21 protein-coding genes are annotated in these 23,755 nt (G+C 42.0%); 1 reads left to right on the top strand and 20 read right to left on the bottom strand.

The window, feature by feature from the left end; translation table 11 throughout:
- The first annotated feature begins 2 nt into the window (after positions 1 to 2).
- The gene (locus tag IHE35_RS06730) at positions 3 to 962 is read left to right on the top strand and encodes a M15 family metallopeptidase (RefSeq protein WP_242789855.1); all 960 of its coding nucleotides are present in this window, start codon (positions 3 to 5) and stop codon (positions 960 to 962) included.
- Between the two features lie 21 nt (positions 963 to 983).
- Here the strand turns inward: IHE35_RS06730 and IHE35_RS06725 are convergent, their stop codons facing one another.
- The 20 genes from IHE35_RS06725 to IHE35_RS06630 all read right to left on the bottom strand — a co-directional run bounded on the left by IHE35_RS06725 (position 984) and on the right by IHE35_RS06630 (position 23,753).
- Complete coding sequence (locus IHE35_RS06725; RefSeq protein WP_242789854.1) at positions 984 to 1,754, bottom strand: alpha/beta fold hydrolase; 771 nt, start codon at positions 1,752 to 1,754, stop codon at positions 984 to 986.
- A gap of 553 nt (positions 1,755 to 2,307) precedes the next feature.
- On the bottom strand, positions 2,308 to 2,697 hold the full coding sequence (locus IHE35_RS06720; protein ID WP_242789853.1) for a hypothetical protein: 390 nt from the start codon (positions 2,695 to 2,697) through the stop codon (positions 2,308 to 2,310).
- Positions 2,694 to 3,062, bottom strand: coding sequence for a hypothetical protein (locus IHE35_RS06715; RefSeq protein WP_242789852.1), 369 nt, complete (start codon positions 3,060 to 3,062; stop codon positions 2,694 to 2,696). The genes IHE35_RS06720 and IHE35_RS06715 overlap by 4 nt, the downstream gene beginning before the upstream one ends.
- A 126-nt stretch (positions 3,063 to 3,188) precedes the next feature.
- Positions 3,189 to 3,791: a nitroreductase family protein gene (locus IHE35_RS06710; RefSeq protein ID WP_242789851.1), complete on the bottom strand. Its 603-nt coding sequence runs from the start codon at positions 3,789 to 3,791 to the stop codon at positions 3,189 to 3,191.
- Positions 3,792 to 4,148: 357 nt separating this feature from the next.
- Entirely contained in the window at positions 4,149 to 4,640 is a 492-nt protein-coding gene (locus tag IHE35_RS06705; RefSeq protein WP_242789850.1) for a hypothetical protein, read from the bottom strand.
- A gap of 197 nt (positions 4,641 to 4,837) precedes the next feature.
- A complete protein-coding gene (locus IHE35_RS06700; RefSeq protein WP_242789849.1) occupies positions 4,838 to 5,287 on the bottom strand; it encodes a hypothetical protein in 450 nt (149 codons plus the stop codon).
- 306 nt (positions 5,288 to 5,593) lie between these two features.
- Complete coding sequence (gene fumC, locus IHE35_RS06695) at positions 5,594 to 6,988, bottom strand: class II fumarate hydratase (protein WP_242789848.1); 1,395 nt, start codon at positions 6,986 to 6,988, stop codon at positions 5,594 to 5,596.
- Between the two features lie 108 nt (positions 6,989 to 7,096).
- On the bottom strand, positions 7,097 to 8,104 hold the full coding sequence (locus IHE35_RS06690) for an SDR family NAD(P)-dependent oxidoreductase (protein ID WP_242789847.1): 1,008 nt from the start codon (positions 8,102 to 8,104) through the stop codon (positions 7,097 to 7,099).
- A 374-nt stretch (positions 8,105 to 8,478) separates the two neighbouring features.
- Positions 8,479 to 8,850: a hypothetical protein gene (locus IHE35_RS06685; protein ID WP_242789846.1), complete on the bottom strand. Its 372-nt coding sequence runs from the start codon at positions 8,848 to 8,850 to the stop codon at positions 8,479 to 8,481.
- Positions 8,851 to 9,354, bottom strand: a complete 504-nt coding sequence (locus IHE35_RS06680; protein ID WP_242789845.1) for a glycoside hydrolase family protein — start codon at positions 9,352 to 9,354, stop codon at positions 8,851 to 8,853.
- A 40-nt stretch (positions 9,355 to 9,394) separates the two neighbouring features.
- On the bottom strand, positions 9,395 to 9,658 hold the full coding sequence (locus IHE35_RS06675; protein ID WP_242789844.1) for a holin: 264 nt from the start codon (positions 9,656 to 9,658) through the stop codon (positions 9,395 to 9,397).
- Positions 9,659 to 9,733: 75 nt separating this feature from the next.
- Entirely contained in the window at positions 9,734 to 10,603 is an 870-nt protein-coding gene (locus IHE35_RS06670; protein WP_242789843.1) for an ATP-grasp fold amidoligase family protein, read from the bottom strand.
- A gap of 59 nt (positions 10,604 to 10,662) precedes the next feature.
- Positions 10,663 to 13,320, bottom strand: a complete 2,658-nt coding sequence (locus tag IHE35_RS06665) for a hypothetical protein (protein WP_242789842.1) — start codon at positions 13,318 to 13,320, stop codon at positions 10,663 to 10,665.
- 8 nt (positions 13,321 to 13,328) lie between these two features.
- Positions 13,329 to 14,981, bottom strand: coding sequence for a phage terminase large subunit (terL, locus tag IHE35_RS06660; RefSeq protein WP_242789841.1), 1,653 nt, complete (start codon positions 14,979 to 14,981; stop codon positions 13,329 to 13,331).
- 3 nt (positions 14,982 to 14,984) lie between these two features.
- Positions 14,985 to 15,320 (bottom strand): hypothetical protein, encoded by a 336-nt coding sequence (locus tag IHE35_RS06655; protein ID WP_242789840.1) that lies wholly within the window; start codon positions 15,318 to 15,320, stop codon positions 14,985 to 14,987.
- Positions 15,321 to 15,385: 65 nt separating this feature from the next.
- Entirely contained in the window at positions 15,386 to 17,911 is a 2,526-nt protein-coding gene (locus IHE35_RS06650; protein WP_242789839.1) for a hypothetical protein, read from the bottom strand.
- Positions 17,912 to 17,975: 64 nt separating this feature from the next.
- Positions 17,976 to 20,801: a lytic transglycosylase domain-containing protein gene (locus tag IHE35_RS06645; protein ID WP_242789838.1), complete on the bottom strand. Its 2,826-nt coding sequence runs from the start codon at positions 20,799 to 20,801 to the stop codon at positions 17,976 to 17,978.
- Positions 20,801 to 22,837 (bottom strand): methyl-coenzyme M reductase, encoded by a 2,037-nt coding sequence (locus tag IHE35_RS06640; protein WP_242789837.1) that lies wholly within the window; start codon positions 22,835 to 22,837, stop codon positions 20,801 to 20,803. The genes IHE35_RS06645 and IHE35_RS06640 overlap by 1 nt, the downstream gene beginning before the upstream one ends.
- Positions 22,837 to 23,271 carry a hypothetical protein gene (locus IHE35_RS06635; RefSeq protein WP_242789836.1) on the bottom strand — a complete coding sequence of 145 codons (435 nt, stop codon included), beginning with the start codon at positions 23,269 to 23,271 and terminating at the stop codon, positions 22,837 to 22,839. Before IHE35_RS06635 ends, IHE35_RS06640 begins: the two co-directional genes overlap by 1 nt.
- Positions 23,271 to 23,753, bottom strand: coding sequence for a hypothetical protein (locus IHE35_RS06630; protein WP_064096036.1), 483 nt, complete (start codon positions 23,751 to 23,753; stop codon positions 23,271 to 23,273). The genes IHE35_RS06635 and IHE35_RS06630 overlap by 1 nt, the downstream gene beginning before the upstream one ends.
- Positions 23,754 to 23,755: the final 2 nt, after the last annotated feature.

Genomic DNA, 23,755 nt, shown 5'->3' with positions numbered 1-23,755 from the left:
GCATGATCTACTTCATTTTATCCAGTTTTATTTTGCTGAGCTTAGGGATGTTGCTGCTGGTTTCTTATGAATTCAGAATCCGGTTGATAAGCCTGTTTATGCAAATTTTACCGTATGGCAAGAACCGGATTTTAGCAGCCAGACAGGTTATCTGGGAATTTAATCAGGCAGCTTCATCAGAGAAAATCCAGTCACATTGGCATATTCAACAATGGTGGATTTTGCTGGCTGCTTTGGTGTTATTCAGCAGTATCGTAATTTTTACTTTAACCCGGCCCATTACTGCCAGTACTTTTGAAGCCAATTATTTACGTGAAGTCGATCCACAGATCTATACCTTACTGGATGGTCAGGTATTAGCTCCACCACCAGAAGTAGAAGAGTATCTGATTGAAGATGCCTTGCAGGAAGAAGCGAATTACTATACCAATGTTGTTTCTGCTCAAACCATAAATCCATTAGCGAACTCTGTTGAAGATGTACATCTCCCTACAACTCACAATCATACTAATCTCAGCACAGCTGACCGGAAATGGAATAAAATTAATCCCCGTTATAAACAGCGTTTGTTAATGGTCTTCAAAATCATGCGTGAACAGCATGGCTATGAACTGGTTTTATTAGAAGGTTATCGCAGTCCAGAACGTCAAAATTCACTATCTGTAAATCCAAATACCACACGAGCCAAGGGCTATCAAAGTTATCATCAGTTTGGTTTGGCTGCAGATGTGGCTTTTAAACGAAATGGAAAAGTTGTAATTAGCGAACGTGATCCTTGGGCAATGCGTGGTTATGAACTCTATGGACAGGTCGCGGAATCTGTCGGATTAACCTGGGGTGGACGATGGAAATCGATCAAGGATTATGGTCATACTGAATATCGTATGCCGGGTCTGAAAAAGACTGCTGAAATGGCGAATCAATTGATTAATGAAGGTCAGTTACAAGCAGCTGCATACTGACCTTTTAATTTGTATCGAATTTTATTGTTGTGCATCCAGAAATGCTTGGATATGCTCCAGCACCTGTGCTGGCTTTTCACCATGTAGCCAATGACCTGCATCTTCAATGAGCTCAACTTTGGCATGAATAAATTGACGTTCAATGGCAGCGAAATGCTCTGGTTTGGAAATATAAAATGAGTTGCCACCCCTTAAGAAAAGTGCTGGAGTATTCACTGGGGCAAGATCTTCCCAAAGCAGAATATCCGGATAATGGTTATAAAGTGACTCAACATTAAACAGCCACTGCCCTTTGTTAAAAGATTTCAGCAGGAATTGAATCACCATTTCTTCATTCAGATATTCACGCATGATTTTTGTCGCTTCCAATCTAGAACTTGGATTTGCACGCTCAACCGCAAATAAAGCTGTAAAAATTTCTGCATGATGATTTTCATGATATTGGAAGGGAGTTATATCCAGAACTACAAGCTGCTCTACCCGATCACGTGCAATATCTGTCAGCTTCATGGCAACCTTGCCACCTATGGAATGCCCTACTACAACACATTTTGTGATGTTAAGACTATCTAATGTTTCAAGTACATCTTCTGACATCAAGTAGTAATCATGCTCATCGCTATGTCCGGATAAGCCATGGTTGCGCAGATCTAACTGAATGATGGTGCGTTGACTTGCGAAATGTCGTGCCAGCATCCCTAAATTACTCAAGCTGCCGAATAAACCATGAATGAAGACCATCGGTACAAGTTTTGAGTCATCATGAGTGGTGATCTGGTAGTTGAGGATCATTTGAGAATTCCGTGATTTCATTGTTTAGTTAGTGATATTGGAATTTTATTGGAAATTAATCAATTGCCAATGCTTAAAATTATAAATTTTGCTTAGGCTATTTCTGTATAGGAGCATTTTTCTTAGGCTATTTGTTAATATAATTTTAAGTATTTTGATGGGAGAATTTTGTTCTGTCATATTCTAAAGATAATGAAAGAATAGGCTTAAGAAAATAAGAAGAATTGATTAGAGCAAGAAATGTCTGGATGAATGATGCTACGGAATTTTGAGATATCTTCTGCATGTTTTTAGTCTAAGAAAAAGAGGTAGAAAAACCACCTGCTTTATTAACATTCCATCTAAATAATATAAAATTACTTAGGCTATTTTTAGCAATAAAAAAAGAAGTTATAGCTATCTCATTCACACCACTTTCTTATGTTTAATAGTTTTAATTAATCATGAATTTTTCTAGATATATACCCGGTAAAATTTCTCATTCATCTTATTTTTGTGTAGTTTTAATAAATTAATAATCAGAAAATCAACCTAAATCCGGCTTTAATTTATCTTATTCAGCAGGTTGCTCTGCCCTACTTTTACAAAATACACCTGTAGTCATTCCTGAACTATTCATACTTTGATTTTGACGATCCAGATAATTTTGGGCAACCATCGTCATCATAGAAGCCATATTCAACTGGCTGTTTTCCTGTGAGGCTTTCAAAATATTCTGATAGGCCTGTATTCGGTCACACAATGCCTGACGCTCGGTGCTAATGCTCGGTTTACCTGATTCCGTATGCGGCTTATCTAGAATGGCTTTGGTTTCATTTACAATGCTTGTTTGCTCAGCAATATACTGATCATATTGCTCTTGAGTCATTGTCTCGGCCACGGCGTAATTCGTTATGAATACGCCATTGAGTCCAAGTAAAATAGCAGAAGCTAAGCGGTTCATTCCTGACCTTCTTTCCATACATCTTCATAATCATCAGCATCGATCATAAATCGAAAGCCTTGGTCCAGTGCCAGATAAGGAAGAACTTCTGGGGCAACCTCCTGCAATTCACGTACAGTCATAATTTCAAAGTCAGCATCACTTGAAACTTCTTCGCCACCATAGATATACCAGCTGACTTTTGTCGCTGCCTCTGGAGCTTTGCGAATGCCAACAATTGGATCCTGATTCAAGGTATGAACTGCTACCGCAATGACATCATCCCCACTCACCTCTACATATGCAGAGCCAACTTCTTCACATAACAATTTCTGTTCAGCAATGAGCTCTTGAAGGGGTGAAAGTTTCTGGGTGTTCTTTGACATGGCGTCATTTCTCTTAGATTTAATGCGCCCTAAGTGTAGCCTAATTTTTATTATTCGGAATGTGCTTTTATCGCCTATTGCATGACATCTGCCTATAAAAATTCAGGCAGATGTCGGTTTTTCAAATTATTGGAATACTTTGAAACGGTCTTGATCTGCCATAAAGTCTTTGGCACTTGCCTCGCCTTCCACTGAACCAAATACCAGTTGTGCTCTTAGTTTCCAGTTTGCTGGAATGTCCCATTCTGCATGAACCTGTTCATCTACAATCGGGTTGTAATGCTGTAGCGATGCACCTAAACCTTCGGTGTGCAATGCCGTCCAGGTCGCAAACTGTGCGATAGCTGTAGAATGTTCTGCCCAAATCGGGAAGTTTTCTGCATAAGATGGAAACTGCTCTTGTAAACCTTTTACCACATCTTGATCTTCAAAAAATAAAACCGTACCCACACCTGCAGCAAAGCTATCCATTTTCACAGCAGTTTTTGCAGCACTTACTTCATCTTTGGCATAGCTTTTTAGCTTGTCTGCTACAAGGCCCCAGAATTTCTCATGTTCACCATTAAACAGGATCACGGCACGAGAAGATTGTGAGTTAAATGATGAAGGACTTTGTTTAACAGCAGTTTGAATCAAATCAGTTAAGAATTCAGGAGATTGTGCGACATTTTTGCCAATAGCGTAGATCGTACGGCGTTTTGTAATTAAATCTAAAAACTGATTCGACATTAGTGAAAATCCTTGGATATATCTTCGAGAAAATTTGAACCTTCATGTAATTTTATTAAGTTTTACTTATGAAAATAAAAAGCAAAATATAGATTACAAAAAGTCTGTATACCTTATGAAAAAACAGCTTAAATTGCTACGCTATTTTATTGATAACTTTATATATTGTGTAAATAAGCATGTTTATTATTATAGATATTGAGAATATGCAATTAGATTGATTCGATACATATCCATCATCAGGTGTAGAATTTTTAAAGCTCTGCTCTAAAAATGAACTTCAAATGCCAATCTAAGAAATAAAAAAATCCTCCACGAAGGAAGATTTTTTAAGAAATACGTAATTTCTAATAAGCTTTAGAATTTTGCATTCAGCACATTGTTAGAAACTTTGTTTTTCCAAAGGTCACGTAATACTGGCAGATAGAACTTCTCGCCCAGCTCCACCAGTTCAGCATCAATTAGAGCGTGGATATCATGCATAAACAGATAATCCAACTCTACAGTTGTTAGCTTCATGTGATTTTTCTGGTATTCCTTACGCTTTTGCTGTGCCTGTTTAACAAGCTGATCTGCGAATGCTTTGTCCTTGAACTGGGTAATTGCGTTTAAACGCAGCTCGATAATTCCCCAACCAGCCAAGAACATCTGGAAAGTTTCAAAGTCATTGGTGGTTGATTCCCAAGACATTTCTTCAAGGTTTTCGTTCTCAGGAAGAACAGGTAAAAGAAGTTCCATGATAGATGGAAAAATCTTTTTAAAATTCAAAATAAATTTAACAGGATGCTCACCTGGATAATCTTTGAACTGCACCTTTTTTTGAACATCTGTTAAATAAACATCAAGCATTGAAAATTTCCGTAGAGTGGCTGTAAGAAGTCCAAGATACTGACTCGAATCCAACAGCAATTAAAAGCAATAAGTATTTTAACAATTATAGAAAGTTATTCAATGTACCGGATTTTGTAGAATTGATATTTCCATTTTATTTTCATCAAAATCTGATGCATCCATTTCTGTACATATATCTCTTATATCTCCAATATCTAAAACAAAGGGCGATTCTGAATCATCCATAGTTTTAATACTATTCTAAATTCCTTTTGGAATGAAAATTTCTGATGTTTACGAAATGGCACATTATTTTGATCAAAATGCCCATGATGTTGATGATCAAAATAAACAACACTATCCCCTTTATAGTGCTTAATTAAATCAGCGTTTTTTTCAATTTCGGCCTCAACTCTTCTTCTAAATTCTTGTATGTCATGAATCCATATTAATTGATTACCAAAATCTTGAATCATTTGATTTGTAGGTAATATTTGATATGAATTGCCATCAATGTCACTTATGTTTAATTCAGGAGAGTAAAGGCAATAAATTTTGAGTGACCTGTATTCAGGATTTTCAATTGTAATTGCTCCTACCAAACCAGTAATTTTATGATTGACATCACCATGAGATAATACCAACTCTATTTTCTCAGGCTGCAAATAAGAGCTTACGCCTTCTAACCTATCTCCTTTAGTATTGTACTCATCTTCAAGGGCTTTAAAGTAACCTAAGGAAGAGAACCATAACTTTCCATCTAAGAAGCTATTTTAAATTCTTCATTCGAAAATAGTCTTGCAAACAATTTACATTTCATGAAATAAAGGTTCTTTAATCTAAATTATTGAAATATCGAATACTATTAAAGAAAAAATTTTCAATACAATAGTAATAGATTATTCTCTTATTTAGATTAATTTTCAATATCCTCTGACAAGGATACCCCCGCAGTAGCGGAGTTCTGGATATCACTTCACATTCGGTGAAACCATATTTTCAGGCCGAACCACTTCGTCAAACTGTTCTGCTGTTACTAAACCAAGTTCTACCGCAACCTGTTTTAGAGTTTTACCTTCTTTATAAGCAGTTTTCGCCACTTTCGCTGCATTCTCATAACCAATCACCGGGTTCAACGCAGTCACCAGCATTAATGAATCATGTAAAAAGTGCTCAATCTTGTCACGGTTTGGTTCAATACCAACGGCGCAGTTATCATTAAAGCTGTTACAGGCATCGCCAAGCAACTGGATTGACTGTAACAGGTTAAAGGCAATCACAGGCATAAATACATTCAGTTCAAAGTTACCTGATGCACCTGCCACATTAACCGTGGTGTCATTCCCTAAGACTTGCGCTACGACCATGGTCATTGCTTCGCTCTGCGTTGGATTGACCTTACCAGGCATAATGCTTGAACCGGGTTCATTTTCAGGAATACGTAGCTCACCAAAACCACAACGTGGACCACTGGCTAACCAGCGGATGTCATTCGCTATCTTATTTAGGCTTACAGCTAATGTTTTTAATGCGCCAGAAGCAAAGACTGCCGCATCACGACCTGCCAAAGCTTCAAACTTGTTTGGTGCAGTAACAAATGGCAGACCAGTCAGTTTTGCCAAAGTTTGTGCTGCTTTAACCGCATAGTCAGGATGAGCATTTAAGCCTGTACCTACAGCAGTACCACCTAAAGGCAATTCATATAAACCATGCATTGCCTGTTCCAGACGCAATAAACCATGATCGAGTTGCGATACATAACCACTGAACTCCTGACCAAGTGTCAACGGCGTAGCATCCTGTAGATGAGTACGGCCGATTTTAACGATATCTGAGAATTCCTGAGACTTGCTATGCAAGGTATCGCGCAGTTTTTTCACTGCCGGAATTAGTAACTCACTGATTTGCAGACTTGCCGCGACGTGAATTGCTGTTGGGAAAGAGTCATTCGTTGATTGAGCACGATTGACATGGTCATTTGGATGGACTGGTTTTTGCGAACCTAAAGGATTCCCCAGATTTTGATTCGCAATATTGGCAATGACTTCATTACAGTTCATATTGCTCTGTGTACCAGAACCTGTCTGCCAGACCACCAATGGGAATTGACTATCCCATTGCCCTGCAATCACTTCTTCTGCGGCTGCAACGATATAAGCTGAAAGTTCCTGTGGAATCTGATTCAATTCAGCATTGGTCAGCGCTGCGGCCTTTTTCACTAACCCCATAGCACGGATCATTGGACGCGGCAGACGTTCATTGCCAATTTTAAAATTCTGCAAACTACGCTGCGTTTGTGCTCCCCAAAGTGCTTCGCTAGGTACAGCCACTTCACCCATGGTGTCATGTTCAATACGTGTTTGCATATCTAACCTCTTTATAAAATTTTGGTATTTCCTTATTCCATCCTAGGTAAAATGGAACGTTTTGTAAATGATAATTATTATCAATAATTAAGAGAATGCGAATCGGTGCTATTGCCCGCGTAACGTGTTCTGATAGAAACGCCACTCGTCTTCAAGCATTTGCCGAATCGAGCGCTGGGGTTGCCATTTTAAATTATTCCTGGCTTTTTCAGCCTTAGAGCCGACCTGATCCAATTCCGGATTGGTGTAATATAGCGCCTCTTCCGTCTTGATGTTAATTTGTGTCACTTCACCAATTTCGTCGAGCAATTTCTGAATTGAGATCAATTCACCTGCTATATCAAAAGCTTCACAGGCAAAACTTTGTGTACTGAGCCATTGCAGGCTCTTAATAATTGCATCGCAGCAATCTAATACATGCAAAAAACTGCGTTCTACAGTTTTATCTTCAGTATTGGCCTGTTTACGCAGTTCAATACTTTCTCGCTGTAAGGCTCCAACCTGCATAGCTAAAGGCACAATATTTTTCGGTAGTGGCGACACCACTTCACCCAGCACCCCATGCTCAAAAGCACCGGAGATATTGCATAATCTGAGGATCGCAGTTTTCCATTCATTATCGGTTCGTGCAGTATCACGGATGATTTCTTCTACCATCTGCTGAGACTTGATATAGGGATTTGGATAAATGAAATTAAATGGTGTCTCTTCAGTCAGATCAGGACTAGATTGTCCGTAAACAGCAAGACTAGACAAATGCACCAGATGACGAACACCAGTCCGTTGCATGGCACGTAGGAGACTCATAATACAACTGACATTATCATTGTAATATTCCAGCGGTTTTAGCACCGATTCTTCTAATGATTTAAAGCTTGCAGTATGTACTACGGCGTCAATGGAATTCTGTTCAAAGACCTTGTTTAAAGCGGGAGTATTACGGATATCGATTTTGACAAAAGGCACATACATGCCGGAAATGAATTCAAGACGCTCTAGCGTTTGCAGGCTGGCATTGGCCAGATTATCGACCACAATGACCTGTTGCCCTTGTGCGAGCAGACTTAAAGCAATATGAGAGCCTATAAAGCCTAAACCACCGGTCACTAAAATCATTGTTTATTAACTCCATATACAAATCAATTACTTATAATTGTTTGGTGCAAATTTGGTGTTTACAATGACTTATCCACAGACTCTAAAACATAAAAACCGACTCAAAATTTCTTCTGAGCCGGCTAATCTGCTCAATAAGTATAATTCATATTACAGAGTGGATAAACTGCAATTGTTGGTCTTGTGAATAATTAATGTATCCTTAATCTGTCCACTAAATGAAAAGCCCTCACTGGGAGGACTTTTCTACAATCGACACAATCGCTTTATGCCTGTTTTTACAATCTACATACTTTCGTCGATCATCAACCATGACTTGCAGTACTTCTTTTGCTTGGCCAGACTTCAATTCTAACAAATCTGGACAAGGCGTTTTAAGATTGGCCGGTATTACCAGCGGCATTGACTGCTGACACCCCATCGTCATCAAAGCAATTAGTGTGGATATAAACAGGACGTTCCACGATCTTTTGGACTTCACGTGTAATAACTTCGGTTTTGACGCGCTCAACTTCTTTTGATTCTTCATATTCTTCACCCGCTTTGTTGGCCAGCTTCTGTGCTTCCTTTTCAGCATCAAGATATGGCTTTAGCTTTTTATTGATTTTGTCCTGGCATATCGTTTCAGCTTTTCGTAAATCACCGGCTAAACGATTGGCCTGAAATAACTGGCAAAGGATCACGATGCACAACACCACAATCAAGGACCAGCGTTTGTTATTCCAGATCAGCAATAGAAATGGCATCTAGTTCACTCCCATGCATTTGTTATAGCGCTCAACTTGTCGGGTCCACACGCCATAACAATTGTTAGAACGAATACTGCAGTCACGTTTGGCCACATACTTCCATTTCAAAAGTGATTTACACGCCTGGATATATTCACGCGCTTTCAAATGACGAAGCATTGATGACCCAGACCAGGCACCAGTGCCGTACTGGTATGTGAAATCAAGATAAAGATCATATTCAGGCTGTGAAATTGGAATATTCAGAACTGTTTTATTGAAGCGCTGTGCATCTTTATCCATGTGAAGTTTCAGATATTGAAGCGCTGTTTTACGATCAATTGCAGGATCTGTCATCTTGACTCGTACACCATTCGGATAAACCGTAGTGCCGTGGCCAATGGTCGGTACATCGCCTTTGACTGGAATGATGGGTTTAGGTGTGTAACCTTCTTTTACTGCAGTGGCCTGCACCTGCTCTTCACTTGGGCCAGTAATTATTCTCTGACCGCTGATACCCATAGCTAGAACTAAAGAAGAACCGATGACGTAATATTTTGCTTTAGACACGGCACTGCTCCTTTTCTTTTCTTAATTCCTCCAGACGCAGCTGATGGATCTCATCGGCTCGTTTGTTCTCAAGTCGCTTGTAGTACCAGTTCACTGCAAAGCCACCCAGTGCAACAGCAATACCAAGCCAAGCCAGCACATCGATTGATGCAAGGTATGCCACAAAACCAGAAGCAGCCCCTGCATAAGTTGTTTTTGAAGCAGCGGAAGAAACAGTCGCTGCCATTTCCATTACTGCTGATTTCTGATCGGACATGCCGCCACCATTATTTTTGACATTAAAAAACCCTGATCTAATTAAAGATCAGGGTTCATTGAGGTTTATTGGTTTTTATTTAACCCAAAAACCTCCCATTATATTTTCTAGTTCTTCTCCAAATTCTGGATTTTTCCCAGAACCCGGTGTAAATGTCATTTCACCAAAGTAAATATTATCTTCAATGATGTACCAGTCGATACGTACATAATCAAAATCATCCATAAGAGCTTTATTGTATGGAAGAATTTTAACTAACGATTTTTTCTCATTTTCTGAAAGCTGATAATTATCTCCGCCATGATGCCAAACACAATTATCAAAGGAGTTTAAATAATATCCTCGTGATTCTGTGCCGAAACGGCCATCCACTACTTGAAGAACATATTTTATCTCACCATCTTTTTGCTTAAAACAATGGAATTTATAATCCTTCGGAACATAGCCAGCAGGTGTGATTTTTTCCTCAACAACTATCCTTGGTTCAATTGAGGCATAGTGCTGCTCATTATTAACTTTTGAAAAGTCTATAGATAGCCACTTATGAGCCTCCAAAATAATCGCCTTCTTTTCCTTCTCACTTGGCTCATTATCTATAAGTTTTACATAGCTTGCGCCATGATTCGGCTTAATTACTATTCCATTCCATTTATCCATTTTCAGAAGATCTTCTGGATTCTTAGTAGTAAATAGTAAAGGTATTAGAACATGCTCGCCGACTTTATCGGCTATATATTTTCTTACCGCATATTTATCTGATAATTCTGCATATAAAGGATTGTTATCAAAAACTATTCTTTTTGTAACTTTTTCATTAAACGTCTTAGGATGGTTTATATTCGGTAATTTCCCATACTCCATAAAATACCGCCACATTATATTATGTTTGCGCGGTAGTTTTTTTATAACAATAAATGCTATACGTCTGGCAATCTTCTTTAACATATTATCCCTATAATCTTAATAAAATGAAGTACATGATTAGTGTACTTCATTTTAATTATTTAGATTAGTTTTACATTTAAAATACCGGATGAAGAAGGCACCGATTCCGTGCCGATGTTTTTAAATTTAACTCTAACCATGTTTGCTGCACTTACTGCTGCACTGACTTCAATATTTTCGTGATAAATAGAGAATGTTGCTACAACAGCATCTCCTACTTTTGCTCCGGGAATGTTCACAAAAACATTTTCAACACCGTTTGTTTCTAAAATCGGCCTGACGTAATTTTCCTGAACTTGAACTAATTTAGGAAGTACACTAAAAATTGCATCGGCAGTTACACTACCATCAGCAGCTATAACTGCTGATGTCGTACAAACCAAAATCTGATTAATCGTTGTATCAAAGTAATTGAACCCAATTTTTGCTCGTTTAGGTCTTTGTGTTGTTGTTCCTGATGGTCGCATAATCTCCCTTAAGTTTGAAGCATCAGTAATTGATAAATCGTTGTTATGCACAGTAATATTTGAAGATGAGCCAGCAACAACCACATGCGCAATTTGAGATTTACCCAATTTAACATTTTGACCAATTTCAATATCATGAGAGTTGTTGATGTAGATTCCACGGTTAGAGTTTCTAATAAAAGCAAACTTATCAATTTTTAGACCTTTGCTATTTGCAAAGGATAGGACATCACCTGTATTTGCAGACTCTCCATTCATTGGATAATAAATAACATTATTAATCTCTAGTCCATCGACAAAATTATATGATCCTAAATAAATCGGTGATGTATTAGAAAGATAGTCAAAAATTTCTAAACTGTTAATTTTTAAATTTTTGATACCACGATCAACATTATGCGTAACCATGATCGCTGATGCAATTGATGCAGTTGGATCATTTTTAAGCATTAAATGCTTTATCGTTAAGTTCTTTAGACTACCCACTGAAGTTGTTGAATTACCAGCAATGTTTAAAAATTGACCACCTTGATCTGTTGTCTCTAGTTCTGCATGATCGATTACGACACCTGATACATCAATATCAGATAAATCAAGATTAAACATAATTGGTCTTTTAGCTCTTGATTTTAGATACTTAATTTTTGAGCCTTGTACTCCAGTACCTAAATATAACCCTGCATGTGTTTCCCCACCATTAAGATTATTTCTGCCATAAACATCAATTTCAATACGATCGAAACTATTATCTACTCCCATATCAGCAACGGCAGCATCCATATTCCCCTTGGCAATTACAGTACCAATGATGTTATTGTTGGAAGAAAAAGCACCAACTTCCCTTAAAACACCTACAACGGATAGAGAATCCCCTGTTTCTGAAATACCTTCTGCATAATCGAGTTTGACAGAACTACACTGAAGCTTTACTAGACGTTTTCCAAACTCATTACCCGTCACTGTTCCAATATGTAAAGGTATCGGTAGCCCGCCTGTTGCGACATAAATACCTGTTGTGTCCTCGTAAATGATATTTTCAGACAGGTCTATATTGTGAAAATTTACAACTGATACATTATCAATTTTTCCACCCAAAAGATTACTTGAGCCGTAAACATATAATCCGTTCAAAGAACCTGCTGAATCAGTTATAGATCCATTTCCTTTTTTTAAACAATTCTCGAAATATACCCCATCAATATCTAAAAAATTACCTACTGCTGAAACTGATAAAAGCGTTGTTCCACGTGTGGAATCCATGTCTTTGAGGTTTTTGAAAGTTGTGCTTTTTAAGCGAACTGTACCGCAGTTCGAATTATAACGCACAGCAATGAAACAGCCTTTGCCATCAAAATCAAAATTAAGATTCTCAAATTCTAAATGCGAATAAATATCAAATAAAAACACACCAGCAGCAGTGTCCGGCTTAAAGTATGCACCCTGTTCTAATACGATCTTTTTTGGATGGATTGAATTAATCGTAATTTTTCGACTTAGAATATACTCACCTTTTGGCAAATAAATTTCATGCGTAACACTATCATTCAAGTAGTGCTCAAGCTGAGCTGTAGCATCTAAAAACGGAACTATCCCCAATAGTTTAGCATTTACCCGAAAAGCGCTATCGTTTATTTCTTGCTGACTTTTCCCACTCGCATCCGTTACTAGACTAGCAAGCCACCCCTTGTCAGCGGCAATATTTGCTATACCCTGCAGTAGATGTTTGTAGTAACTATCTAGCTGCTGAAGCGACACACCCTGCTGACTAATTAAATTTTCAAAATAAGAAGTTCTATTATTGTCCTGCTGATCAATATAATTCTTCTGTTCATTGTGGATCTGATTTGTGTGATTTCGCAGGTTGTTAATACTTGAAGATAGTTCACCATGCAGCCGATCCACATAGATCTTGAGCAGCATATCTGCTACACCAAGCTCCTGCAATTTCAACCAGACGCGGTCGATATCCTTGTTGATTGTTTCCGGACGAAAAGAGTTGTTATTGCCCTGATAGTTTGTAGTACGTGACATCGCAGTACTACGCTGTAATACAATCTTCTTGCCTGAAGCTGGTGCTGTAGTAAATACAGCGTTATTACCAACTAGACTCCATGCTGCAACTGGTGGCGCTACGTTATCAACCAGTACAATCAAGTCATTTTTTGAGTCACAAATAAAGCCCAGCGCGAAACTGGTTGTGCTCCCATTGGCAGTATATTCTTTATACGGCGTTTGTTCAGGTACAGACATAATGCCCCCTAATTTTCAAAGTCTAGAGTGGCTTCAATCACGCCACTATTCCCTCTCCAATTAGGGCCTTCATTGACCTCATTATTTCTGTGTATTTTGCCTACGCGTTCAGGTGAATCAGTCACTGCACCCGCTAAAGAGTCCAGATCATCATCGGGCTGTTCAGTAATTGCAGGGTTAAACATACGCATATTTTTATACTGTCTTGAGCTATTCTCGCCTTCTTCTGGGGTATCAATTACAGATGTATGCACCCATAGCAGACCAGACATTAAAGGGCCTTCTAATGCTTCAAGAATGTGTTTATTTTTAGCGCCTGAACTATGCTGCTCTTTTACTCCACAACGGATACGGCGTGCCTTCAATGCACCTTTCAAGGCTGCCGGTGCAAAGTTACCAATGCCATTGGTTTCAATCGTTAGGCTTGGCACATTGAATTGCTCAATCAGATCGCAAAGCTGCCATACCTGACCACCGACGATATTTCCTTGTGCATCATGTTTGACTACATCACCAGTAAGAGCAACGGATCTATGCCAGTACTTCACACCAAAGTCATCATGAAGAACTAAAGCAACCGACGAAATATCAGACTTCAGCTTTCCAGACGATGGGTCCCAACGCATGGTAATACCGACAATCTGACGATCACCCAGCATCATGATGTACTGACCGTTGGCACGTCTTAAAACTGGTTCGCAGTCATAAGGAATCATCTTGTCTGGATCTAGACGAACTTCGCCAACTGGCTTGGCATGCATCTGGTACTGTGAATCCCATTCGTTTAATGTCCGGCACTCTCTACGGCGCTCTCCCATGACTTTCGGTGTAAAGCGTTCAGGCCATAGCGATTCACTATACAAGTCGATCAGATAGTGTGTTTCTTTTAGAATAATCTTAAAGGTGTTGCCAATCTTATAAACCGCATAATCTTCGTCACGTGTGAGCAGCTTGGCGGTATGACTGATCCCACTGAACACATAAACCGGATCGAAGTCAGATAAACACTCGCTGATATTCTCAAAGCGCTTTTCTTTTTCAAACATTTTTAGAATCATGCATTTTGCACCCTGTTTTTGTACTTGTGTATAAAGGGAATCATGGGTATGCGGTGTGCCGACAAACAGCTTTTGTCCACCAGGAATAAGAATGTGCGTCTGCTCAGACAGGCGATAGCGCAGCTTTTCACGTGCTTCAGGTGTGCCGATGTTGGCCGGCATTTCAACGTCATCGTTTTGAATCTCATGCGCACGTGCACCAGTCACGTTGGACAATACGCCACGCGCATGTAGTGAGCCATGCCGCACATCTTCCGATCCAGTCACCCACCACTTTTGAAGCTCACCACGTTCTTTAAATACGCCAAACAATTGGCACAACGGATGCTTTTCAATGACTTGCTGAGTACCACGGCTACACTTTGAAGCATCACCATCAGTTGCGCCCTGGTGCAGAATCAACCGATTGCGATCAATGAATAGTTTCCATGCGTTATAGATATCCAGAATCGTAGACTTACCGTGACCACGAGGCATCATTAACAAGCCAAGCGGCCCGTAATCCTCTAAGAAATCACAGACATCTAAATGAAAATCCGGCACTTCCCAATTCATGGCTTCCGCATAAACCAGAAAGAAAGCAGCAAAGCTGACCTTGATCATGTATTAGCTCGGTCGTTGCTTACGTTCTTCCAGTTTTTTGGCCACACTTTCAAGCAATGCAGCCGCCTGTGCTTCTGGTGATACCTTTCGATCACTTCCATCGCCAGCTGACAATTCATCATCCAGCAAGACGCGGTTCAGTTTCTCCATGCAGGTCAGTGCTTCTTTAGCCCCTTTGTATAGCCACACTTTGTCACCACGGCCTTTCTTATCAAAAACGTCCTGACCATAAGCTTCAGTCATTAGGTCGACCGCATCCGTACCGGCCATCTCCATACAGAGTTTTAACTTCTCTACTGTTTCAGGCTTTAGAAAACGTAACTTCTTTACATCCGACATAAAAAATCCCCCGTATATAAGCCATATATACAGGGGGTTTGAATGGGCTTAATTGGGTGTCCTACTTACTCCACGACACGATCAAAATCAGGCATCTGAATATCACCAACATCATCACCCCAGAAGCGCGTACGATCATGATCACGCTCAGCCTTGCGTAGAAGTTTTTCTCTATAACCCGGTGCAATCATGTCCTGCATTTCATCAAAGATCATGCGATTGGTTGCCGCCTTGGTATAGAACAGGTTTTGCGCTGGTATCTTCCCTTTCAAGAATCTAAAGGCTTCATTACCTGCGTTACTTTCTATTCCATTTGCCGCCTGGGTCGCATTACCCACTGTCAGGCTCAATATGGTTTTAAAGTCACCACCAAAAGGACCAGCAATAAAATCACCAGTATCACGGCCACTGGTATCAGTTCCTGCAACCAAAATATCCCCTAGCACCGGTAAGCCACCACCAGCGACAAATGAACGCTTCATGAAGTCAATTGTCTTGTCCGGATCTTCACTATCCCACATCGTAGCCGGATCATTACCGTTGGCCAGCTCTTTAAGCTGCACTACCAAGCCACCTAAAATAGTTGTCATAGCTACCAATGGGATTGCATAAGCAGCCTTTCCTTGCACACCTTGCTGTGCCATTGTCCGACTACCGTGACGCATGAGGAATGATGCTGAGAACGACTTAAATTGCAGCATGGATTTAAATATCTCACCCATGGCTGTTCCCTTTTTTGTACCTGGTGCCATCCATGTACGTTCACGCAATCCGGCTTCAACCACGGCCATTCCCTGTTCATCCAGTAAATGTGCCTGAAACTGTGTGGCTACTTCATCACGTACCTTTTGCGGGTCGCCAAACCTAGTTAAATCACTATCTGGAATTTCATAGATTGAACGTGCTGACATTAACTGATTACCTTTACGATCCACCACCGGATCAGCCAAGCGCATGACTTCCCATGCTCGTTCTTTTAGCCCGGTTTTTTCCATGAGCTCACGATCCATTGCGTCCAGATCAGACCATGCTTTATCGCGAGTCAAAGTACCGTATTTATGCATAAGCATCTTAGTAAAACCGACCTTTGATGCTGCTGTGAGTGCATTTAGGCCAGATATACGCATAACCTGTGAAGCAATACCACTGGATACCCGAGCCAATTTTTGTGACTTGCCATGCACTGAAGTCAATCCGTCATCAGACCAACGTGCGATAGATCCAAGCATTTCTTCTGTGGCCAGACCTAAGCTGTGCGCCAGCTGCCGATCTTCTTTATTTGCCGGATTAAGCTGTGAGATCAGTTCACCAAAAGTTTTACGGTAGGCAATACCATGGATCGATGCAGTCTTGGCAATCATGGCCTGATCGGTAACGGATGAAATTGTGGTACCACCCAGCATGGATGCCACATTCATTGACCGGTACGCTAAACCGAGATTGGCCAGAACTTCGGATTGCGGTGTATTCTGGCCTGAGAACTCGTCAAACATGGTCTGTGCACGTTTACGTGATTTGCCTGTATCGTTTGCATCAATACCCTTTTGCCAGTCCTTTTGCTCTGCTGCGTCCATCAGGATGCGCATGGCATTTTTAGGACTACTGCCAAGATTTTCCACCATAGCAATATCTTTAGATAAGCCATTAATATGTGCTTCCACCAGGTCTACAAACGGCATGCCGCCAAACTCAGACTGGTATTCCATCCACGATTCAGCATCTTTAAAATGCAGCACCCGGCTTTCAGAATGACGGCTGGTGACTTTAGAATTACCACCAAAGGACTGACGGCCAATTTCAGTTTTATTGGCACCGTTGCTGCTCAATGTGTCGAATGAGTATTCAAGTAGTTCGCGGATCTCTTGCTGTGAATAATACGTTCCATCTTCATGCACATATTTTGAAGTGTCGATCAAGCCTTCTGCTTTCTGCACCCATGCCTGTTTCCCAGCCTTAACGATCTTTTCCAAGCTATGCGTCTGAGGTAAACCCCAATCATCCAGCTTTCCAATATCACCGCCGGCACGGTTAAAGCGCTCACGCATGCCTTCAAAGACTTCACCCATCTTGTCCGAAATCTTTTTAGCCAAAGGATCGCCGGTACTGTCATTGAAGCGTTCACGGACAATTTTCTGCACCAGTTCTGCATCAGTAAATACACCTAAACCGCCTTTTATGTTGGTATAGAAGTCCACCAGCTCACCGCGGTTTACTGATGCAATCGCACGCGCTTTAGTATCAATCGATTGAATGCCGGACATATCACCATGAGCTGCAACCATACGATCTACGACTTCACTGGCTGATAATGTCGGATGATCCAGAGCAGCAAGGTTTTTGTTTTGAGTCAGAATGTCACGTGCTGCAATGGCATGCTTTCGTTTTAATTGTGCCTGAATATCCTGTGCCACAAATTCACCAGCCTTCACCAGTTTTTCAGCATCGGATAAATTACGCCAGTTCTGGATATCCTGTTTAGCCAAAGACTTCATCGCGTCCTTAATCCGGTTTTCAATGTCGGTTGCTTCCTGCTGGTTTAAAGTTGCCTTGCCGAGTGCTTTTGCTACGGCGGCCTTGCATTGTTCTTTCATAATAAAAATGCCCAGATAATTTTCATCATCTGAGCATTGTTTTAGATTCTGTTTGTTGGGTAACTTATTCCCCAAACTGTAAAGCACAACTAATGGCTGTTTGTGCGGCCAAAGTATCTTCTTGTGCCTGACGTGCTTCTGCTTCCAACTCATCCAGTCGCTCACGTAAAGACATGGTGATTTCTTCCATTTCCCCATCTGGACGCATACGGCTAACAGAAATCTGCTGATCTGGATTCTGCATGATGATATCTAAAGCGGCTGATTCTTCCGGCCCATCACCAAAGAGCGAACCCTGACGCGGATCACCCATGGCTTCAATCTCATCGATTTTGCCTTGAATGTTCTCACCAATGGCTTTAGCACTACGATTATTCTGGTCAAACACATTCAGGAAATCACGCGCACCAGGTGAAAGCCCATCATCAATAAGCTGACCTTGATTTAAATAATCTGGTACGGTCTGGCCATTGGCTTTCAGATCACGAAGCTTTTGCGCAGCCTGTGCCAGATCCTTTGCAATACTGTTCTGATGCCGCCCACCCTGTTTGACCAAGGCATCCAGCTGGGCCAGCTGCGGCGCTGCACGCAACAAGGCGCTTAATACGGTTTTGCTATCATCATCCAGATTCTCAGCCATACGGCCAATCAGTGATGAATCCTCATAGGTGCGTTGCATCATTGCAGATTCAATACGGCGTTTCCCTTCCTGGCTTAAACGTCCGTCACCGGTAATCACTGTACCCTGTTCTGACTTTGGCAACGACCCCACAAAACCGCGTACAAAGTCCATAGAGCCATCAAGGTTAATTGAGCCATCATTATTGATCTTCAGCAAAGAAGCATCAGGCAGACGATCTGAGTCACTCACAGCACGTTCGGTTGCGGAGTACTGCGCCACATCAGATTCATTGGCCAGTTTTGCGAATTGCGTACGGTCGGTATCGGTTAAACGTGTCCGGACTAAAACAGGATTATTGATACCCGCTATATCAATGCCGCGTTCAGATGCGTACTGTTCCAGAAAGGCCCGATATTCTTCAGCACGGCCCGACTCATAAGCCTTTGCAATGGCCAGTGTGCGTCCGTTGCCAGACTCAACCACATTATCCATGCCGATAATGGGAGCGCCATTAGATAACATGTTTGACTCACCTAACCATTCAGGCTTCAAGTTCTCAGCCATACGTTCGATCTGCTGGCGTGATGCTTCCCGGGTGCGGTCACGCGGTTGTAATTCAGATGGATAAAGCGGATTGACCCCATAGGCTAGATCATTTGATGCAATCAGTTCATCCAGTGATTTGACCTCATAGGCCATGTCATAGCTGCTGCCATCCATACCAATTGCAGTACTGGTACCATTGCCACCATATCGAGCGCTTAGACTGTTCCACTTGTTACGCCATTTGCCAATAGCCTGCCCGACCGTCATGCCTTCCATGGCATTGTTTTTCACAATGTCATTGGCGTTCTTTGGATCGTACTTACGGACTACATCGATCAGCTTTGCATTTGGATCTGCTTTTAATACGGCTGACGCACCACCTGGTCCAAGTAAATGCCCTAAATAATGCTCATGCGGTTGCAGCTCCCGGCCAATACTTTTCTTGATATGGCTTTCTGCCTGCTTCATGTGCTTGAAGCCAATGCGAATCTGCTCATCAATATTAGATCGATCACCACCGCCCAAGTTACTCCACGACTTATCCAGCACCTGAAACAGACCATGTGCGGATGATGTTGGATTCTTGGCTGTATGGCTGAATGAACCGCCGGTTTCAATATGGGCAATGGTTAAAGCTACATTTGGAGGAATCCCGGCTTGCTGTGCTTTACGTGCAATGGTCTTGGCATTGGTTGGTAAGGCCATGGTGTCGTAATTGATTGGCTTCTGCTTGTCCTCACCTTTCACCGGATGCACCACGTTTACCGGTCGACCCATACGGATTGCTTCAGTTGCTGTATCCAAGTTTTTAATATGGTTATTGGCTTGAACTGGATTGGCTGGCTTTACTGGTGCCAGTGTTTCCTCAAACTCCAATTCATTTAAAACCAATGCTGCCTGCTGCTGTTCTGGTGTGACATCGGGATTATTTAAATACTTGCCTGCGCCACGTGCTGCACCAAAAAACAGGGTATTCAGCAAGATATCTGTAGTGACTGATTCGGCTGTGACTTCGTATTTTTTGGCCTGTTTGTCGTAGCCTTCAGACTCAAGAATTGCACCGGATGCAGCTTGACCACCAATGGATAGACCAGATGCACCACCGACGGAAAGCAGGCCATCTTTAATCACGCCACCTGTGCCTTTAAAACCATAAGACATAGGCAAAGCCGTTGATACCGCAGCCACAGCACCATCAGTCAAAGCAACTTTTAAAGCGGTTTCTTCGTCCACGCCATCCCGGGTTAAGTCACCATAGACATAGTTAGTCTCAGATCCACCAGTGACAGCCGCAGCACCGGCAATACCACCAACAGCGCTACCGACCACCGCACGTGTTGCATAGTCGCCTAAACTGAATGCGATATTGCCCACTGTGCCGGTATTTTCTTTGTCTTGCAGATAATCAATCGATTCATAGACCAGGTCGGCACGTGCCTTTTGCTTGTTTTCCTTGTAGGCAGAATATGGCTCGATAAATTCTTCCGTGCCTACATCCTTAAATGCATAGCCCACACGATCTGTCACGGCATCAAAAGGTGCTGCAATCGTATCACCGACTTTGGCAAAGCCTGCCCCCATACCGCGAATCGGTGCAGCAAGACTAAACAGGCCGCTGGAATCTTCCGTTGTTTCGGTTGGCTTGTGTGCCAGTCCTTTGGCGTTGACAGCATCAACCTGTTTCTGTTCTTCAGGTGAATATTCAGATAACCAGTTACTCATTACTTGGTCACTCCATCAGGCATGTTCATGTAAAACAGCGGTGTGCCACGCTCATTAATCAGTGCATAGCGGATCTGGCCTTTAGGGCCATTCTTGCTTTCACGACGTAAACGCAAGTCTTTAAGTTCAGCTTCTGAAGTCTGGTATTTCTGTGCAATCGCCGCATAGCGAGTATCTAAAATACTTTCAAAACGGTCATCATCCATTCCGTATGGCTTGGATACTTTCCATGTCTTCTGATTACCGTATTTCACGCCCTGCTCATATACGCCACCAGTAGCCAGACTTAATGCAGTACTGGTTAGCTCCTTACTAATATCGTCCTTGTCTTTGTGCTGGTAGCCATTGCGCTCAGACAGATGTGCATAGATCGATTTAAATGCCGCAAAAGACATATTCGCCGTGGCACCTGATACGGTACTACCAACATACTTATTGAATTCGGCCTTGAGCAGATCATCCTTAGGCATCACCAGTGCTTTATTTTTTAAAGCCTGCGTACCTGAAACGATAGCAACTGCAACATCTTCACCATCACGTGAACGGTAGTTATTGGCGCGTGCTACACCTGCCATAAGATAGGAAAGATCACCACCGCCTAACTGACCTAGCGCAGCCGACCAGATCTTGTTGCCACTTGGTACACCTTTGCTTTGCTGAATCAGATTGCCGATAAAATCCAGTTTCTGATTTACGCCCATAGCATCAAAAGCCTGTTTCGCTTCTGGAAGATCCTCGGCTGCAATAGGCTTGATCACCAGATTTGGATCTTTCAATGCAACCTGACTGACGGCGTTATCCACCACCTTTTCAGCAAAGCCACCCGGATTGGTTTTCAATTCCATGCCTGTGAGCTGATGTGTCTGCAATCCCGCTTCACGGACTGCCTGATTTGGATTGTCCTTGATGGTTTGTTTCTTTTCATTCAGGATGGATTCATAGACACCTAGAACCTTTTCCTCAGTGACTGCATCCGCTGTCTTGCTGTTGGCCATTTTGGCTTTTTGCTGGTTTACACGCTTTTCCATTTCAGCCGTAGACAATCGCCCAAATGACTGGAAGTTTGTGGACTGTGACTTATAAAAATTGTACTCAGCCTCGTATTCGGTACCTTGAACCGCTGCCCCCATGGTCTGCAGGTAGTCATCATCCAAAGCACGGCCAGTCATCACCTGAGATTTAAACTCAGTCAATGCCTTTCCGGCCAATTGCAGGCGCTTGTTTTCTTCTACTTCAACCTGCTTATTGATTGCATCGATCCGGCTCAGCGCCTGAGCTTTTTTCTGTTGCAGTGTCGGGCCGTCTGTATAACCAAAACCACCGTTATCCATTTCAGTGACAAGCTGCTGCAAGCTGGCCGTGTCCTTGTTTTCAATGGCACTGGTGATACGTCCATCAATATCTTGCAGATCACGTGCGCCTTGGTATTTATAAATCAGCGCCTGTTTTTGTGCTTCTGGGATATTTAAGCTTTGAATGTTGGATTTGACATACTCAGCACCTGCTTCACGATCCATACGTGTACCGATCTCAAGATAACGATCAGCCAGCACTTCACCTTTCTTGTTGTCAGCACTCAGCTGCAATGGCAGAAATGAAGTGGCATTCTTCGCTACATTTTGGGACCAGTAGTTTTGCAGATCCAGACGCGCGTGCATCGGCAGATCATTTTCAAGACCTTTGAAGCGTTCCTGTGACCAGGTCTGTAGATTCTTGTTGGCCACATCTGCGGTCATTGCGCCGTTGGCCACATCGTTTTTTAACAGGGTGATTTGTTCTGACAGTTCAGTGGTCAAAACATCATCCAGTTTGACCTTGCCTTCTTTCTCGGCCATCTGGTTGTTATAGAGTTCCGCATTTTTGGCAGATACATCGGCTTCATCTTCTTTCTGTCTGCGGTCTATTGCTTTGTTTTGAAATACTTGCCCTAAATTACCTACAGCCTGAGCCAATTGGCCTGTGTTACGCTGTGGCATCTGGATACGTTCAACCTGTGGCATTGCATTGCCAAAGTTCCCCATCGGGATTCTAGCCATTATTTCCACCCCTTAGAATTACCATACGCAGATGAGCCTGCGGCAGCCGTATTCAATGCACCGGAAACAATCGCTGTATTGGCATTATTGCGATGCACACTTGCTTCAGCTTTCAAGCGTTGTGAGCTGTTATAGCCAGTAATCTCGGCCATGTTGGCATCATAGTTGCCGTCAAGTTCAATCTGATCATTGATTACAACGGCTGTACCTTCGTGTACATCCAGACCGTTTCCTGCAGCTGCTGCACGTGCACGTGACTGTGCCTTATCTTTTTCCTTACGGATTCGTTCAGCTTCAAGCCGTCCACGTGCCTGTTCAGCTTTTGCATCCGCTTCAGCCTGCTCACCCAAGTGTTTATTGTTTTGATATTTGGTGTATCCCGCATACGCCGTGGATGCCACCGTTGCCACTACTGCTACTGCTGCCCATGACATTATTCAATCTCCTTTAATCGGTTTGGAAGTGACGCAAGAAATTGATCAATCTCATCGTCAGGCACAATCACCTGCTGTTCGATCTTCTCAAGGTCGGTATCGGATGTTGGGTGTATCGTGATCCAGCTGCTGTCCTCGTGGAAATAACCAATGCGTTTGGTGCCTGGCATGGATTTCAATACACACGGTGCAGTCATCAATTGAATGCCGTCCTCGGTGGCCACGGTCAGTGAGCCTTTCAGCAAAATATTCATGTGCTCGGTACGGTGCATCTTGCTGACGACCAGTGTTCCGGCTGCTGCATCCATCTGGCGCATGTACACACCTGGTGCAAAATGATGTTGAACAGGCACATCGATCTGATCCGGACTTTCTGACAGTTGCTGCTGCACATCACGTACCGTGTCGATATAAGCACGCTGCTGAATATCCCCTAGAATATGGGCCAATAGTTCAGTGTTATCGGCTGCAATAATTTCCATGT

The organism is Acinetobacter sp. ASP199 (assembly GCF_022700675.1).
Lineage (GTDB): Bacteria > Pseudomonadota > Gammaproteobacteria > Pseudomonadales > Moraxellaceae > Acinetobacter.
The sequence above is the reverse complement of the archived record's forward strand: the minus strand, read 5'-3'. Positions and strand labels throughout refer to the sequence as shown.

What these genes read in the sequence shown, in the direction of transcription:
- IHE35_RS06720 (WP_242789853.1), bottom strand. Translation starts at nt 2,697, where the DNA reads ATGAACCGCTTAGCTTCTGCTATTTTACTTGGACTCAATGGCGTATTC.
- IHE35_RS06715 (WP_242789852.1), bottom strand. Translation starts at nt 3,062, where the DNA reads ATGTCAAAGAACACCCAGAAACTTTCACCCCTTCAAGAGCTCATTGCT.
- IHE35_RS06645 (WP_242789838.1), bottom strand. Translation starts at nt 20,801, where the DNA reads ATGAGTAACTGGTTATCTGAATATTCACCTGAAGAACAGAAACAGGTT.
- IHE35_RS06680 (WP_242789845.1), bottom strand. Translation starts at nt 9,354, where the DNA reads ATGGGTATCAGCGGTCAGAGAATAATTACTGGCCCAAGTGAAGAGCAG.
- IHE35_RS06635 (WP_242789836.1), bottom strand. Translation starts at nt 23,271, where the DNA reads ATGTCATGGGCAGCAGTAGCAGTAGTGGCAACGGTGGCATCCACGGCG.
- IHE35_RS06650 (WP_242789839.1), bottom strand. Translation starts at nt 17,911, where the DNA reads ATGAAAGAACAATGCAAGGCCGCCGTAGCAAAAGCACTCGGCAAGGCA.
- IHE35_RS06685 (WP_242789846.1), bottom strand. Translation starts at nt 8,850, where the DNA reads ATGCCATTTCTATTGCTGATCTGGAATAACAAACGCTGGTCCTTGATT.
- IHE35_RS06640 (WP_242789837.1), bottom strand. Translation starts at nt 22,837, where the DNA reads ATGGCTAGAATCCCGATGGGGAACTTTGGCAATGCAATGCCACAGGTT.
- IHE35_RS06630 (WP_064096036.1), bottom strand. Translation starts at nt 23,753, where the DNA reads ATGGAAATTATTGCAGCCGATAACACTGAACTATTGGCCCATATTCTA.
- IHE35_RS06690 (WP_242789847.1), bottom strand. Translation starts at nt 8,104, where the DNA reads ATGATTTTAGTGACCGGTGGTTTAGGCTTTATAGGCTCTCATATTGCT.
- IHE35_RS06675 (WP_242789844.1), bottom strand. Translation starts at nt 9,658, where the DNA reads ATGTCCGATCAGAAATCAGCAGTAATGGAAATGGCAGCGACTGTTTCT.
- terL (WP_242789841.1), bottom strand. Translation starts at nt 14,981, where the DNA reads ATGATCAAGGTCAGCTTTGCTGCTTTCTTTCTGGTTTATGCGGAAGCC.
- IHE35_RS06710 (WP_242789851.1), bottom strand. Translation starts at nt 3,791, where the DNA reads ATGTCGAATCAGTTTTTAGATTTAATTACAAAACGCCGTACGATCTAC.
- IHE35_RS06670 (WP_242789843.1), bottom strand. Translation starts at nt 10,603, where the DNA reads ATGTTAAAGAAGATTGCCAGACGTATAGCATTTATTGTTATAAAAAAA.
- IHE35_RS06655 (WP_242789840.1), bottom strand. Translation starts at nt 15,320, where the DNA reads ATGTCGGATGTAAAGAAGTTACGTTTTCTAAAGCCTGAAACAGTAGAG.
- IHE35_RS06730 (WP_242789855.1), top strand. Translation starts at nt 3, where the DNA reads ATGATCTACTTCATTTTATCCAGTTTTATTTTGCTGAGCTTAGGGATG.
- IHE35_RS06665 (WP_242789842.1), bottom strand. Translation starts at nt 13,320, where the DNA reads ATGTCTGTACCTGAACAAACGCCGTATAAAGAATATACTGCCAATGGG.
- IHE35_RS06725 (WP_242789854.1), bottom strand. Translation starts at nt 1,754, where the DNA reads ATGATCCTCAACTACCAGATCACCACTCATGATGACTCAAAACTTGTA.
- fumC (WP_242789848.1), bottom strand. Translation starts at nt 6,988, where the DNA reads ATGCAAACACGTATTGAACATGACACCATGGGTGAAGTGGCTGTACCT.
- IHE35_RS06705 (WP_242789850.1), bottom strand. Translation starts at nt 4,640, where the DNA reads ATGCTTGATGTTTATTTAACAGATGTTCAAAAAAAGGTGCAGTTCAAA.